Raw genomic sequence first — 15,854 nt, 5'->3', positions numbered from 1 at the left:
GTTTTCAAAGAACTTGTTTGTCGCTCATTTGCGACTTCCTTATGTTAACATCTTTGTATTTCGATGTCAACTAAGTTTTTTATTTCGTTTGTCGCGTTTGCGTTGTTTCTATCAGCGACTCGTATAATACTACACCTCTTTTATATAACCGTCAATACGTTTTTCTAAAAAACATAAAAAAAGACTTATCTTCTATAAATAAGCCTTTTTCTTTATAAAAACACCTTTATTTACTTTCCTTCTATAATTGGTAATGAAACAATAAACTGAATCACCCCATCTTCATAATCAGCTCGAATTGTTCCACCTTGAAGTTTGACAATACTTTTCGCAATCGCAAGTCCAAGACCTGATCCTTCTGTGACTCTACTTCTAGATTGGTCTTTCTTATAAAAACGTTCAAATAAGTTCCCTAGCTCCTCTCTCGTAAACTCTTCGCTATAATTCGTAACAGAAATTTGCATAGTACGGCGTTGTCTTTCAAGAGAAACTTTGATTTCTCCATCATCCTTACTATATTTAATTGCATTCATTAATAGATTTTCAAATACACGAACAATTTTCTCTGAATCAACAGCAGCATACACACGTTCTTCGGGAAACTTTTTAATAAATACAAGACTATGTTCTTCTGCCTGTGGCACTAACTCTTCTATTAATTGATCAAGGAGTTCATTCATACATACTTCTTGTTTTTCCAAGACAATATTTTCATTCGTTAGTTTTGTATACTCGAATAAATCTTCTATTAAATTCTTCAACTGCTCCGATTTTGAAAATGCGATTCTCATATACTCGTCATGTTGTTCTTTATTTTCATATTTAGAATCTCGTAGTAATCGTAAATACCCCATAATAGAAGTAAGTGGCGTACGTAAATCATGAGATACATTTGTAATGAGTTCATTTTTTTGTTTTTCTAGCTTACGTTCTCTTTCAATATTAACCATAAGCTCTTCAGCCATATTATTAATATTCTCAGTCAATGCAGCGATCTCATCTTCCCCTTTTTTCTCAATGCGATAAGCCAAGTTCCCTTTTTCTATTTCTTTTACCCCTTGTGCCATCGCTTCAATTTGTTTCATCTTTCTCTTTGTTATATAGAAGAAAGAGAAAATAAATACAAATACACCAATAAAAAATGGAAAAGGACCTTCAGTTGTCTCGTATATTACTTCCCCTTCAGGAATTCCACTTACAAACATATACAAGTTTTTATCTTCAATTGTAATAGGTGAAAAAACTATAAATTCCTTTCTTGTCGTTTCGATTTCGTCTCTATAATTTGAATGATTAATAGCGAATGATGTCGCATTTCGAATCGTATTATGCAAATTAATTTGTTCTTCTTGCGCCTGCTTCGTTTTGTACAGAACTTTACCACTCTCGTCAGTAATTAATATTTTCAAAGCTCTATACCCTTGTTCTACGTTTTGATTCTCCATTTCAATCATATTCGGTATAGCCTCTAATTTATTTTCATGAACCATCATATCCGCTTTACTTTGAGCTTGTTGGTTAATTTGTTCCATACCAACCCTATAATCAATTGTAGCTTCCCTATTTGCATTCTCAAAAAAAGGCGTTGCCGCTTTTGATGTCAAAAACCCTAATAACGCACAGGCAATAAAAGTAGTAATAAGCTGGATTCGTATGCTCCGCCGAATACCCTTTACTATCCTTGCAATCAATCCGCTTATTTTCTTATATACATAGGTAAACGGCTTAAATATCTTTCTCAATTTTATACCCCACTCCCCACACGGTTTTAATATAACGCGGTTTTCTCGGATTCTCTTCGATCTTCTCACGAATTTTTCGAATATGTACCATTACCGTATTATCAGATTGAAAGGATCGTTCATTCCAAACCTTTTCATAAATTTGCTCTGCACTAAAGACCATACCAACATTACGAGCTAGCAATTCTAGAATTGAAAATTCTCTTGGGGTTAATTTCACTTCTTCATCCATCACAATTACTTGGTGTGTTAAGACATTTATTTTCACATCCCCAATTTCAATCTCGCTTTCATTTTGAACAACGAATCCACTCATTTTCATATATCGACGAAGCTGCGATTTAATTCTTGCTATAAGCTCCAGCGGATTAAATGGTTTTGTTACATAATCATCCGCTCCTGTTGTTAATCCTAAAATTTTATCCATGTCCTGTGTTTTCGCTGATAGCATAATAATCGGCATCTCTTTCACTTCTCTTACCTTCATACACATATGGATCCCATCAATTTTCGGCATCATAATATCTAACACAACTAAATGCACTTCATTCTTTTCTAATATCTCTAATCCCTCTGCTCCATCCGCGGCCTGCAATACTTTATATCCTTCATTTTTCAAGTAAATCGCAATTAAATCTCGAATTTCTTTTTCATCATCCACAACAAGTATCGTTTCTTGTGCCACAATATCTCCCCTAACTTTTAAAATCCCTACTTCTTATTATAAAAAAACTTCTGAAGAAAAAAGGAATGAAATCCTTAAGATTTTCTGAAGACGCAAAAAAGGTCTAGACTCCCCTTAAGTCTAGACCTTTCAAAAACCCCTTTTATTTACGAACGTAGATGAAATATAGTACGAATAAAACTCCCATAACATACATAATTGGATGAACTTCTTTACGTCGACCACTTACAACCATTGTAATCGGATAGAAGATAAATCCAATCGCGATCCCTGTTGCAATACTATACGTAAGTGGCATTGAAATGATTGTAAAGAACGCTGGTACTGCAATCTCGAATTTCTTCCAATCAATTTCTCCTAAAGAAGAAACCATCAAGATCCCAACGATAATTAATGCTGGTGCCGTTACAGCCGCAGTTACGACACTTAGTAATGGCGAGAAGAAAAGTGCTAGCAAGAAAAATCCTGCTGTTACAACTGCTGTAAATCCTGAACGTCCTCCTGCTGCTACCCCTGCAGACGATTCAATGTAAGACGTTGTCGTAGATGTACCAAGAATTGCACCAATTACAGTTGCAATTGCATCTGCAAATAACGCTTTTCCTGCACGTGGTAATTTGTTATTCTTCATTAATCCTGCTTGATTCGCAACCGCTACAAGTGTACCCGCTGTATCAAAGAAATCAATGAAGAAGAACGTTATAATAACAATCGCCATTTGAACAGTGAAGATATCTCCAAAGTGTTGGAAGGCTACACCGAACGTAGGTTCCAGACTCGGAATTGCACCCACTATAGCTTTTGGTGTATCAATTAACCCTGTTGCTACTCCTAAGATTGCTGTAAGAATCATCCCATAGAAAACCGCACCATTTATCTTTTTAATCATCAAGATAATCGTAATTACTACACCGAAAATTGCAAGTAATGTTGTACCCTTTGTTAAATCCCCCAATCCAACAAGGACCGCATCATTCTTTACAATAATTCCGGCATTTTGAAACCCAAGAAAAGCAATGAACAAACCAATACCTGCCGCTACCGCAAACTTTAATTCTGCTGGAATTGCATTAATGATTTTTTCACGAATACCAGAAGCAGTAAGAATAATAAAGATAATACCTGACATTAATGTTCCGGCAATCGCAGTTTGCCACGGAATACCCATCGTTAACACTGCTGTATAAGCAAAGAATGCGTTGATTCCCATACCTGGAGCTAAAGCGATTGGATATTTTGCGAAAATCCCCATAATGAGTGAACCAATTGCTGCCGCTAATGCAGTAGCAACAAACACCGCACCTGGATCCATCCCTGTTCCAGCTGGTAACCCTTTAATATTCCCCAGTGACAGTGTAGCAGGATTGACAAATAATACATAAGCCATAGATAAAAATGTCGTTAACCCTGCAATGAACTCCGTTTTATAATTCGTACCGAGTTCATCAAACTGAAAATAACGTTTCATCCTACGTTTCCCCCGTTATATGATTACTCGTCGTAATCCTCCCTAGCCCTCTTTTATCTATAAAAATAAAAAAGGCCTCCATTGCGTATACATGGAAGCGTTCTATAAACAAAGGTAGTTTTCCCCTAACCTTTATACAAACGCCTCGTAGTCAAGCCATTTACGGTAGCTAGGTAGAAACTTTCGGGCCATATCCCCGATATTATACGACGGCTGTAATATTCATTTTTTGTATTAATTACATACTCATATTAACTCACATATAGGTATATGTCAACTTAAAAACGAACATTCTTAAATTATATTTATTTTTCGTTCGTGTAAGTGAGCAAAAAAAGATCCATCTATGCATAATACCATAGATGGATCTTCCTTTAAGCGAATAAATCTTATTCTATTCCCACTCGATAGTTGCTGGTGGCTTACTCGTTACATCATACACGATACGGTTAACGTGCTTCACTTCGTTTACGATACGTACAGAGATTTTCTCTAATACATCCCAAGGGATACGTGCCCAGTCAGCTGTCATACCGTCAATAGATGTTACTGCACGGATACCTACTGTGTAATCGTAAGTACGCTCGTCACCCATAACACCTACACTACGCATGCCAGGAAGTGCAGTGAAGTATTGCCAAATTTCACGGTCTAATCCAGCTTTTATAATTTCTTCACGTAAAATCGCATCAGATTCACGAACGATTTCTAATTTTTCTTCTGTGATTTCGCCTAATACACGAATACCAAGTCCTGGACCTGGGAACGGTTGACGCCATACGATTTCATCAGGAATTCCTAGTTCTGATCCTAATACACGTACTTCGTCTTTAAATAACGTGTTTAATGGTTCAATTAATTTGAACTGCATATCTTCTGGAAGTCCGCCAACGTTATGGTGAGACTTAATTGTTTGTGCAGTTGCTGTACCACTTTCAACGATGTCAGTGTACAGTGTACCTTGCGCTAGGAAGTCCATTCCTTGTAATTTAGAAGCTTCATCATCGAACACGTAAATGAATTCGTTACCGATAATTTTACGTTTTTGTTCTGGATCTTCAACGCCTTTTAATTTATTCATGAAGCGTTCTTTCGCATCCACTTTAATAACGTTCATGTGGAAACCTTCGCTAAATGTTTTCATAACGCCTTCTGCTTCACCTTTACGAAGTAAACCGTGGTCAACGAAAATACATGTTAATTGGTCACCGATCGCTTTATGGATTAATACTGCTACAACAGAAGAGTCTACACCGCCACTAAGTGCGCATAGTACTTTTTTGTCTCCAACAGTTTCACGGATTTTTTCTAATTCTACTTCGATAAAGTTCTCCATGTTCCATCCTTCAGAACAACCACATGCGCCGAATACGAAGTTTTTGATTAAATCATTACCGTGCTCAGAATGACGTACTTCTGGGTGGAACTGTACACCGTATAAGTTTTGCGCTTCATTGCTCATACCAGCAATTGGACAAGACTCACTTGTTGCATCTACTACGAAACCTTCTGGTAAACCTGTTACTAAGTCACCATGACTCATCCATACAACTTGCTCTTCTGGAAGGTTCGCATATAATTTTGATTCGTTCTCTACTTTCAGAACTGCTTTTCCATACTCACGATGGTTTGCACGTTCTACTTTTCCACCAAAGTGTTGTGTCATAAGCTGCATGCCGTAGCAAATACCGAAGATCGGTAAGCCTAGCTCAAAGATTTTTTCATCACAATGTAATGCGCCTTCACCGTATACACTATTTGGTCCACCAGAGAAAATAATCCCTTTTGGATTCATTGCTTTAATTTCTTCTGCAGTAATTGTATGTGGATGAAGTTCACTGTATACACCGAACTCACGAATTCGACGTGCAATTAACTGATTGTACTGACTCCCAAAATCTAAAACGATAATCGTATCGTGCTGTTTCTTCAAAATAATCACCCCAACGTTAGTTCTCGTATATAAATATTTTCACCAATTTGGCAAAAAGCATTACCAATATAATAAAAAAAGCCAGTCCTCCGCCTCTAGTCTCATAACAAAGAAAAGGCAGGGGTCTGGCTTTATAAAGAAAGATAGTCTCCGCTCTTTATAAATATAAGACACACTGCCTTCATAGTCAGGTTGTTTACGGTAACCCGGTAGAGACTCTCAAACCATATCATTGAGGATATATGAAGGATCGTTTTATATTATCTTCCTAGATTCTAACAATGAAGTATCAATATGGTCAAGAGAGAAAGCGACAAAATTCTACAGAAATTATTTTCTCCGTGCCATAAAATCTTTATTATTATAATTTTCCTTCCATATACAACAAAAAACATCCATCTCTATATAGAGATGGATGTTCCGTAAGCGGATGATATTACATCATGCCGCCCATACCGCCCATGCCCATGCCGCCCATGTCAGGCATTGCTGGTGCATTTGGTTCTGGTTTGTCAGCAACTACAGCCTCAGTTGTTAAGAACATAGCTGCAACAGATGCTGCGTTTTGAAGTGCTGAACGAGTTACTTTTGCTGGGTCTACGATACCAGACTCAAGCATGTTTACCCATTCGCCAGTTGCTGCGTTGAAACCAACGCCTACTTTTTCGCCTTTTAGACGTTCTACAACAACAGATCCTTCTAGACCAGCGTTGATTGCGATTTGGCGAACTGGCTCTTCTAATGCACGAAGTACAATGTTGATACCTGTTGCTTCGTCACCTTCAGCTGCAATACCAGCTACTTTTGTATATACGTTCATAAGTGAAGTACCGCCACCTGCAACAATACCTTCTTCTACTGCTGCACGAGTTGAGTTAAGTGCATCTTCAATGCGAAGTTTGCGCTCTTTTAACTCAGTTTCAGTTGCTGCACCTACTTTAATTACCGCTACGCCACCTGCAAGTTTAGCAAGACGCTCTTGTAATTTTTCACGATCGAATTCAGAAGTAGTTTCTTCTAATTGCGCACGGATTTGACCGATGCGAGCTTCGATTTGTTCAGTGTTACCTACACCTTCAACTACAGTTGTGTTCTCTTTCGTTACAACCACTTTACCAGCGCGTCCTAAAGATGCAACTGTAGCAGATTTCAAATCACGACCTAGTTCTTCAGTGATCACTTCGCCACCAGTTAAGATTGCGATATCTTCAAGCATTGCTTTACGACGGTCACCAAATCCAGGAGCTTTAACAGCTACTACATTGAATGTACCACGAAGTTTGTTTACTACTAATGTAGCTAATGCTTCGCCTTCTACATCTTCTGCAATGATAAGAAGTGGTTTACCTTGTTGTACCACTTGCTCTAACACTGGTAAGATTTCTTGAATGTTAGAAATCTTTTTATCAGTGATTAAGATATATGGGTTATCAAGCACTGCTTCCATTTTGTCAGAATCAGTGATCATGTAAGGAGATGCATATCCACGATCAAATTGCATACCTTCTACTACATCTAACTCTGTTGTGAATCCTTTAGATTCTTCTAAAGTAATAACGCCGTCGTTACCAACGCGCTCCATTGCTTCAGCAATTAATTGACCTACTTCTTCGTCAGCTGATGAAATAGCAGCTACTTGTGCGATAGAAGATTTACCTTCGATTGGTTTAGAAATCGTTTTTAATTCTTCAATTGCTGCAACAACAGCTTTTTCGATACCTTTACGAAGACCCATTGGGTTCGCGCCAGCTGTTACGTTTTTTAAACCTTCACGAATCATAGCTTGCGCTAATACAGTTGCAGTTGTTGTTCCGTCACCAGCTACGTCATTTGTTTTGCTAGCAACTTCTGCTACTAATTTTGCACCCATGTTTTCAAATGCATCTTCTAATTCGATTTCTTTCGCAATTGTTACACCGTCATTTGTAATAAGTGGTGAACCGAATTTTTTCTCAAGTACAACGTTACGACCTTTTGGTCCAAGCGTTACTTTTACTGCGTTTGCAAGAGTGTCGACACCGCGAAGCATCGAACGACGTGCTTCTTCACTAAATTTAATATCTTTTGCCATAATATTTGACCCCCTTGGATTTTTAAAATGTATATAATTAACCGATAACTGCTAAAATGTCACTTTCACGTAAAATCAAGTAGTCTGTACCTTCGTATTTCACTTCAGTACCTGCATATTTTGAGAAGATGATAAGATCACCTGCTGCTACCTCTAAAGCAACACGCTCACCATTTTCAAGCACACGACCAGTACCTACTGCAACAACTTTACCCTCTTGTGGTTTTTCTTTTGCAGTGTCTGGTAATACAATACCACTTGCTGTTTTTTCTTCTGCTTGAACAAGCTCAATTACAACGCGATCACCTAATGGCTTTAGCATGAACAACAACCTCCTCATTTTCTTATGTAAATTTTCTTTATTAGCACTCAAAGACAATGAGTGCTAACACACTTATAATAATAAATAATCTAATTTTCTTTTGCAAGTAAAAAAATCATAATTTTTTCGCAAATTACTAGATACACTTTTTCTATACGGCTTTCTAAAAAATAATTATGTGATCATGATTAAGAAGACTCATGATATATGAAGCGGCTTTTCCACTTATCGTATGTTACAATATGAAAGATGCCATAAGTTATTTTCTCTATAGGTACAGCTTTTTCCTGTCACCTATTTCATTTTCCAATAAAGATTTACAAAAAAATAATAATACGAACGGTTATTACGTATCCCCAGGCAGGATCGTTACATGTTATCCCGCCTTATCTCATAAAGTGAAACTTTAATCAGCGGGGGGTTTCTTCATCCCCCNNCACCTACCTTCCTCGTTTCTCTCTGAATCTTGAGGTGAGGGTCTTACTGCCCGTTAATGCGGGATAAACTAGAGTTAGAAAGGATGGTTAACCCATTTGAAAAAACAATATTGGTGGATTATAGTTACATATATTCTAATGCAACTATCGGGAATTGTTGGCATGTGGCTCCTTTCAAAAACAGGACTATATGATAATATGGCAGTTTCACGCGAGCAAAAACTACAAATCATGGCTGGTCACTGGTCAATCATCAGCTTTTTCATTGCATTATGTATTATACTTTGGCTCCTTAGAACCGATATCCGCGAAAGACATTTAGATACGAAGCGAGCTAGCACTTCTGCTACAATCGGCTGGATTTTTATCGGTTTCTTTTTAGCTATGTTTGCTCAAATACTTGCAGCTAATATTGAAATACGACTATTAGGGATTAATCCTGGTTCTCAAAACACCCAAAACTTGATGGAAATAGCAAGAGCCACTCCATGGTTCCTTATTGTTATCTCTATCATCGGTCCTATTTTAGAAGAGATTGTCTTTAGAAAAATTTTATTTGGAACGCTCTATAAAAGGTTTAATTTCTTTATCGCAGCAATTATTAGTTCACTTGTTTTCGCGGCAATTCACTTTGATTTTACACACTTGTTAGTATACACTTCCATGGGACTTGTTTTCGCTTTTCTATATGTGAAAACGAAACGAATCATCGTTCCTATTATGGCTCACGTTGCGATGAACACATTAGTCGCAATAACCCAAGTACTAGTAAGTAACGAACAAATACAAGAAATGATTAAAGAAGCAGAAAAAATGCAAGGATTTATCGGAGGATTTTAAATATGAGGAACTCACCATTGTTCATGGCAGCACTGTATTTCCTTCTTGGATGTGTTTTTACATACTTTGCTATTATCAACGTTGAAGATACAATATGGAATTTTTCCACGATATTATTTGCCGCTATGGCAACAATCGACTTTAATTTGGCTCTTCGACTTATCTTAGTTAAATTCAGCAAAAAGAAGCAACAATAAAACGCAGAGGGATTCCCTCTGCGTTTTATTGTGGATAATTTTTCAAAAAATAAACAAGCGTTTGTAATTCTACAGCTAAATCAATATGATGAATTCTTATATTGTCCGACACATTTAATCGTGCTGGTGTAAAGTTTAAAATCCCGTGTACATTTGTTTCTGCCAATCGATCTGCTACAGCTTGTGCAACAGTAGCAGGTACTGTTAATATTGCCACTTGTATCTCATTTGTTAAACGATCTTCTAATTCATCCAAATGATATACAGGAATTCCTCCGATTTCTTTTCCAACTTTCTCTTCATTGACATCAAATGCCATTTCAATCTTTGTATTATTATTTTTCGTGAAATTATAATGTAAGAAAGCGGTCCCTAAATTACCCACTCCAATAAGTGCTACACGTGTTATATCATCTTGATCAAGCGTTTCTCGAAAGAACGATAATAAATAATTTACATTATATCCATATCCTTTTTTCCCTAACGCTCCAAAATATGAAAAGTCTCTTCGAATCGTCGCGGAATCTACCTTCACCGCTTCACTCAATTCTGCCGATGAAACACGCTGCTTACCAGAAAGAGATAAGTTTTGGATAAATCGATAGTATAGAGGCAACCGTTTGGCAGTGGCCTGCGGAATCTTTTGCTGATCCATATAACCTCTCCTCTCTCTCTATCTTTGTTCACATATTTAAACAAATACAGAAGTTTAGTACATATGACTTTCCCTGTATAATAGAGAGAAGACTTCTCTCTTTATTTTAAACTATACACTATTTTTAGTATGATTGAGAAATATAAACATGGCAAAGTTAAGAAATTATTTGAGGTGAAAACATTGATTTTATTACAAGTGAATGGGCTTTCAAAATTATACGGTGCTGAAACAATTCTTGCAAACATTAAATTGGAAGTTCAAACAAGAGATCGTATCGCACTAGTTGGCCGAAATGGGGCTGGAAAATCTACATTATTAAAAATAATTGCTGGTGAACTCTCTCACGATGGCGGAGAAATTATAAAACCAAAGGATGTCTCTATTGGATATTTAGCCCAAAATACTGGCTTAGAAACAACCTTAACAATTTGGGATGAAATGCTTACTGTCTTTTCTCATCTGCAACAAATGGAAACAAAACTCCGAAGGCTAGAGCACGAAATGGGGCAAGAAGAGAACTTTTCCAATACTGCTACGTACGAGAGATTACTCGCTGATTATGATCAACTACAGTTAGACTACAAAGATCAAGGTGGTTACCAATACGAAGCGGATATTCGCTCCATTTTAAGTGGACTTGGTTTTCCAGCGGAAACACACCAAACAACAATTTCTACGCTAAGTGGCGGACAGAAAACAAGACTTGCCCTTGGGAAATTACTGCTTACAAAACCAGACTTACTCATCTTGGACGAGCCAACAAACCACTTAGATATCAATACATTAACATGGCTTGAACAATATTTACAAGGCTACCCTGGCGCTATTTTAATCGTGTCTCACGATCGCTACTTTTTAGATAAACTTGTTACACAAGTATATGAAATTTCTAATAAAGAAAGCAGACGATATGTCGGTAACTACAGTAAATATTTAGATTTAAAGGCCGCACTATATGAGCAAGAAATGAAACGTTATGAAAAACAACAAGAGGAAATTGCGAAACTTGAAGACTTCGTCCAAAAAAATATTGCTCGTGCGTCTACAACGAAACGTGCACAAAGTCGTCAAAAACAGTTAGACAGAATGGAATTACTAACTCGACCATTAGGTGACTCTAAATCTGCATCTTTCCACTTTGATATCGAAAAACAAAGCGGAAACGACGTATTACAAGTAAAAGATGTTTCTATCGGATATGACAAAGAACCAATCATCGAACATGTAAACATGCGCTTAACCCGCGGTGATAGCGTTGCATTAGTCGGTCCAAATGGGATTGGAAAATCTACATTATTAAAATCAATTGTGAATAAATTAAACACACTAAGCGGTGAAGTTTCGTTCGGTTCGAATGTATCTATTGGATATTATGATCAAGAACAAGCAAACTTAACATCGTCTAAACGTGTCTTAAACGAACTATGGGATGAGTATCCACTTCAGCCTGAAAAAGAAATTCGTACGATACTCGGTAACTTCTTATTTACTGGAGATGATGTATTAAAGCCCGTATCTTCTCTAAGTGGTGGTCAAAAAGCTCGATTAGCTTTAGCGAAATTAATGATGCAAAAATCAAATCTACTCATTCTCGATGAGCCAACAAACCATCTTGATTTAAATAGTAAAGAAATTCTAGAGAATGCCTTAATTGATTATCCAGGAACCCTTTTATTCGTTTCGCATGATCGCTATTTTATTAACCGTGTCACAACTACAGTTGTTGAGTTATCGATAGATGGTGCACAAGAATATTTAGGTGACTATGACTACTATATTGAAAAGAAAAATGAAATGATTGAACGTGCTGCGTTTGAAAAACAAGAAGAAGATGCACCAGTCCAAAAAACGATTGCTCAAGAGAAATTAAATTATCTTGAAGAAAAAGAGCGTAAAAAACAGGAGCGTCAGCGTGCCCGAAAAATTGAAGAAATTGAACAAAACATTGTACTGTTGGAAGAGGAAATTGCAAAATTAGAAGAGGAATTATGCCTTCCTGAAGTATACGCTGATTATGAAAGAGCTAGTGAAATTACAACAGCAAAACAAACAAAACAAGACGAATTAGAGAAGTTTATGGCAGAATGGGAAGAGTTACACGTATAAACCCTATATATTCATATAATGAAAACAAGGTAGTTAAAAATTTTCAACTACCTTGTTTGTTTTTTTATACAATAGGTTGCCATGAAAGGTCTGACCTATATTGAATTATCCACAACCTTATACACATATCCACCATTATTATATACACTCTAAAAATAACTTTTCCACATTATCCACAAGAAACAAAAAAGTTATGCACATTTTATATTCACAATAAACCCCCTATTATCAACAGATAATAGGGGGTTTATCCACAAGTTGTGGTTAATTATGTGTATAACTATGCTTCAATATCTAATCCTGGATTTGCATTTAATGCTAATGTTGCGCGTTTCCCTTGTTCATATGCAATTGTGCCTGCTGCTGCAATCATCGCTGCATTGTCTGTGCACAAGGATAACGGTGGAATAATAAGCTCTATTTTTTCTTTTTTCGCAAACTCTTCTTCTAGACGTGCACGAAGGCCTTTATTCGCTGCTACACCACCAGCAAGAAGCAATTGTTTTACATCATACGCTTCTGCTGCACGCACAGCTTTCGTTACGAGGACATCTATTACACTCGCTTGGAAGCTAGCTGCTAAATCCTCTGGTGCAATTTCTATACCGCGTTGTTTTGCGTTATGCACAGTGTTGATAACTGCCGATTTCAATCCACTAAAGCTAAAATCGTAAGAATCTGGCTCTAACCACGCTCGAGGTAAATCAATCGTTGGCTTTCCTTCATGGGCAAGGCGATCAATATGAGGACCACCTGGATACGGCATAGATAATGTACGTGCAACCTTATCATATGCTTCACCCGCTGCATCATCTCTTGTTTCACCAATTACTTCAAACGAACCATGCTCTTTCATATAAACAAGTTCAGTATGCCCTCCAGATACAACAAGCGATAGCAATGGGAATTGGAGTTCTTTTACTAAACGGTTCGCATAAATATGACCAGCAATATGATGAACACCGACAAGCGGAATATCATGAGCAAAAGCAACTGCTTTCGCTGCATTTACACCAATTAAAAGCGCACCTACTAAACCAGGTCCTTCCGTTACTGCAATTGCATCTATATCTTCAAACGAGATATTCGCTTCCTTCATCGCTTCTTCTAATACAACTGTAATTTGTTCCACATGATGGCGAGATGCAATTTCTGGTACAACTCCACCAAATCGTTTATGACTTTCAATTTGCGAAGCAACAACATTTGCCACTATTTCTGTTCCATTTTTCACAACTGCTACAGCTGTTTCATCACAGCTTGTTTCAATACCAAGTATAATCGTATTTTTTTCCATTATATATTCACCCACATTACAAGACCATCTTCATAATTGTCTGTATAGTATCGTTTCCGAATCCCACCATTTTGGAATCCATATTTTCGGTATAACTGCTTTGCTACTTCATTTGACACGCGAACTTCAAGTGTCATTGTTTTCGCTCCCAGTTCCTTTGCTTGATTCATTACTTCTTTCATCAAGGCATCTCCCAGCTTTTGACCGCGGTATTCTGGCAAAATGGCTATGTTCGTAATATGTGATTCATCAATAATTATCCACAATCCACAGTATCCGATTACCACATCATCTTTTTCTACGACAACATAATGTGCATACTCATTCGTTGTTAATTCACGATAAAATGCATCAGCAGTCCAAGGAGTTGGAAAAGAGGCTTCCTCAATAGCTACAACTTGAGGAATGTCATCAGTCGTCATCTTTCTAAATGCAATACCCATTATGAGAACCCCTATTGTTTTTGACTTTCTAGCCATTTTGTTTCTGCCTCCGCTAAACGCAGATAGCTCGGAACGAATGTATGCACACTTTGCTCCTCTTTTTGCAACCCTAAAAATGCTAGCTCACTCGGTCTTGGATTATTCTTTGTAAAGGAGGCAAACACAGCTTGATCGCCTAAATGTTCTATAATCGTTTCTTTATGTTGATCTACGTCATTTCCGATAAATAAAACAGGTTGTCCCTTATCTTTTAACATCTGTAACCAATCCACAATAAGAACAATCCGATCCGCTTCTATTGAAGATAGTTGTCCTTCTTTGTATGTATACAAGCCCGTATAAATTTGTCCGCGGCGTCCATCAAACAATGGACAGATAACGCCTTGGAAATCAACTCCATTAGCAGCTACCACTTCTAAACTAGATACACCCACAATCGGTATTTGTAATGACCATGCTAATGTTTTTGCAGCAGTCACACCAATTCGAACTCCCGTATAAGACCCCGGACCAGCTGCTACAACAATCTTATCTAACTCTTTCGGTTTTACATTGCATTCCTTCAAAAGTTGTTCTACAGCTGGCATAAGACGTACAGAATGATTTTTTGTTAAATTTGTAATGATTTCCCCAACAACAGTGTTTTCTTCAATAAGCGAAACACCCATTACATAATTTGAAGTATCAATTGCTAGTACTTTCATCTTGTAATAGCTCCTCACATAATCTAATATAACGCTCACCACTTGGCTCTAATACAATTCTTCTCGTATCATCACCTGTATGGAATAAACTAATCTTTAACTTCTCATTTGGTAAAAAGGCTTCAATTAAATGCGCCCACTCTACCACTGTTACTCCTTCGCCATAAAAATACTCATCAAACCCTAAATCTTCTTCACTCTCCGCTAAACGATACACGTCCATATGATATAGCGGTAATCTTCCTTTATATTCTTTAATGATATTGAACGTAGGACTATTTACAACTCGTTTTACGCCAAGTCCTCTTGCAAGACCTTTCGTAAATGTTGTCTTACCAGCACCTAGATCTCCTTCTAAAATGAGCACATCTTGTGCTTTAACAAGTTGACCTAGCTTTTCTGATAAGTTTTGCGTCTCTTCAGAAGAAGTTGTCATGATTTCATATTTACTCAAAGGTTTCACCTACCTTACTCACAATATTCTCTGCTCTCTATTATACAGATTTTTTTACTTGGTTTCATTTTGAACATATAAAAAAGACCTTAGGAATTATCCTAAGGGTAAGATTGACTGTCTTTATAAGTTTTCTTAAAAATAAATAAAAAAATACGAAACAACTTGTTTCGTTCTTTTCTTTGTATAAATGGCGGTCCCGACCGGGGTCGAACCGGCGATCTCCTGCGTGACAGGCAGGCATGTTAACCACTACACCACGGGACCATTGGTTGCGGGGACAGGATTTGAACCTGCGACCTTCGGGTTATGAGCCCGACGAGCTACCGGACTGCTCCACCCCGCGACGATATAAAAGCCTGGCAACGTCCTACTCTCACAGGGACAAGGTCCCAACTACCATCGGCGCTAGAGAGCTTAACTTCCGTGTTCGGTATGGGAACGGGTGTGACCTCTCTGCCATCATTACCAGACTTATGAAGGTATATTCCTTCAAA

14 protein-coding genes, 2 tRNA genes, 1 rRNA gene and 2 riboswitches are annotated in these 15,854 nt (G+C 37.4%); of the genes, 3 read left to right on the top strand and 14 right to left on the bottom strand.

All coding sequences use genetic code 11. The annotated features are described in order from the left end of the window. Positions 1-230 precede the first annotated feature (230 nt). The 6 genes from CN373_RS21340 to groES all read right to left on the bottom strand — a co-directional run bounded on the left by CN373_RS21340 (position 231) and on the right by groES (position 8,221). The gene (locus CN373_RS21340; protein WP_098360114.1) at positions 231-1,742 is read right to left on the bottom strand and encodes a sensor histidine kinase; all 1,512 of its coding nucleotides are present in this window, start codon (positions 1,740-1,742) and stop codon (positions 231-233) included. After that, entirely contained in the window at positions 1,726-2,427 is a 702-nt protein-coding gene (locus CN373_RS21335) for a response regulator transcription factor (protein ID WP_098360113.1), read from the bottom strand. Before CN373_RS21335 ends, CN373_RS21340 begins: the two co-directional genes overlap by 17 nt. Positions 2,428-2,569: 142 nt before the next feature. Then, positions 2,570-3,895, bottom strand: a complete 1,326-nt coding sequence (locus CN373_RS21330; protein ID WP_000833073.1) for an NCS2 family permease — start codon at positions 3,893-3,895, stop codon at positions 2,570-2,572. Positions 3,896-4,023: 128 nt separating this feature from the next. Continuing rightward, positions 4,024-4,126: riboswitch (purine riboswitch) on the bottom strand. A gap of 163 nt (positions 4,127-4,289) precedes the next feature. After that, positions 4,290-5,828 carry a glutamine-hydrolyzing GMP synthase gene (gene guaA / locus CN373_RS21325; protein ID WP_000743910.1) on the bottom strand — a complete coding sequence of 513 codons (1,539 nt, stop codon included), beginning with the start codon at positions 5,826-5,828 and terminating at the stop codon, positions 4,290-4,292. 164 nt (positions 5,829-5,992) lie between these two features. Further along, a riboswitch (purine riboswitch) is annotated at positions 5,993-6,094 on the bottom strand. Positions 6,095-6,264: 170 nt separating this feature from the next. Further along, entirely contained in the window at positions 6,265-7,899 is a 1,635-nt protein-coding gene (groL, locus tag CN373_RS21320) for a chaperonin GroEL (protein ID WP_001029996.1), read from the bottom strand. Between the two features lie 37 nt (positions 7,900-7,936). Continuing rightward, entirely contained in the window at positions 7,937-8,221 is a 285-nt protein-coding gene (gene groES, locus CN373_RS21315) for a co-chaperone GroES (RefSeq protein WP_000917311.1), read from the bottom strand. A gap of 533 nt (positions 8,222-8,754) precedes the next feature. On the opposite strand from groES, the gene CN373_RS21310 reads away from it, so the two are divergent. Continuing rightward, entirely contained in the window at positions 8,755-9,498 is a 744-nt protein-coding gene (locus CN373_RS21310) for a CPBP family intramembrane glutamic endopeptidase (protein WP_098360112.1), read from the top strand. A 2-nt stretch (positions 9,499-9,500) separates the two neighbouring features. Then, positions 9,501-9,695, top strand: coding sequence for a YdiK family protein (locus CN373_RS21305; protein ID WP_001246206.1), 195 nt, complete (start codon positions 9,501-9,503; stop codon positions 9,693-9,695). Positions 9,696-9,720: 25 nt separating this feature from the next. On the opposite strand, the gene CN373_RS21300 is transcribed toward CN373_RS21305, so the two are convergent. Then, on the bottom strand, positions 9,721-10,350 hold the full coding sequence (locus CN373_RS21300; protein WP_098360111.1) for a redox-sensing transcriptional repressor Rex: 630 nt from the start codon (positions 10,348-10,350) through the stop codon (positions 9,721-9,723). A 183-nt stretch (positions 10,351-10,533) separates the two neighbouring features. Here CN373_RS21300 and CN373_RS21295 point away from each other — a divergent pair, with 183 nt between their 5' ends. Beyond that, on the top strand, positions 10,534-12,459 hold the full coding sequence (locus CN373_RS21295; protein WP_218011699.1) for an ATP-binding cassette domain-containing protein: 1,926 nt from the start codon (positions 10,534-10,536) through the stop codon (positions 12,457-12,459). Positions 12,460-12,739: 280 nt separating this feature from the next. On the opposite strand, the gene tsaD is transcribed toward CN373_RS21295, so the two are convergent. The 7 genes from tsaD to rrf all read right to left on the bottom strand — a co-directional run bounded on the left by tsaD (position 12,740) and on the right by rrf (position 15,830). Beyond that, entirely contained in the window at positions 12,740-13,756 is a 1,017-nt protein-coding gene (gene tsaD / locus CN373_RS21290; RefSeq protein ID WP_098360109.1) for a tRNA (adenosine(37)-N6)-threonylcarbamoyltransferase complex transferase subunit TsaD, read from the bottom strand. After that, positions 13,756-14,199 carry a ribosomal protein S18-alanine N-acetyltransferase gene (gene rimI, locus CN373_RS21285; RefSeq protein WP_098360108.1) on the bottom strand — a complete coding sequence of 148 codons (444 nt, stop codon included), beginning with the start codon at positions 14,197-14,199 and terminating at the stop codon, positions 13,756-13,758. The genes tsaD and rimI overlap by 1 nt, the downstream gene beginning before the upstream one ends. A gap of 11 nt (positions 14,200-14,210) precedes the next feature. After that, complete coding sequence (gene tsaB, locus CN373_RS21280; protein WP_000865775.1) at positions 14,211-14,903, bottom strand: tRNA (adenosine(37)-N6)-threonylcarbamoyltransferase complex dimerization subunit type 1 TsaB; 693 nt, start codon at positions 14,901-14,903, stop codon at positions 14,211-14,213. After that, entirely contained in the window at positions 14,884-15,357 is a 474-nt protein-coding gene (gene tsaE / locus CN373_RS21275) for a tRNA (adenosine(37)-N6)-threonylcarbamoyltransferase complex ATPase subunit type 1 TsaE (RefSeq protein ID WP_000049626.1), read from the bottom strand. The genes tsaB and tsaE overlap by 20 nt, the downstream gene beginning before the upstream one ends. 191 nt (positions 15,358-15,548) lie before the next feature. Then, positions 15,549-15,624 (bottom strand) — tRNA-Asp (locus tag CN373_RS21270). 2 nt (positions 15,625-15,626) lie between these two features. Beyond that, a tRNA-Met gene (locus CN373_RS21265) sits at positions 15,627-15,703 on the bottom strand. Between the two features lie 11 nt (positions 15,704-15,714). Continuing rightward, positions 15,715-15,830 (bottom strand): 5S ribosomal RNA (gene rrf / locus CN373_RS21260). Positions 15,831-15,854: the final 24 nt, after the last annotated feature.

The sequence above is a fragment of the Bacillus cereus genome, from assembly GCF_002561295.1.
Taxonomy (GTDB): domain Bacteria; phylum Bacillota; class Bacilli; order Bacillales; family Bacillaceae_G; genus Bacillus_A; species Bacillus_A cereus_S.
This window is presented reverse-complemented; position numbering and strand designations above follow the sequence as displayed.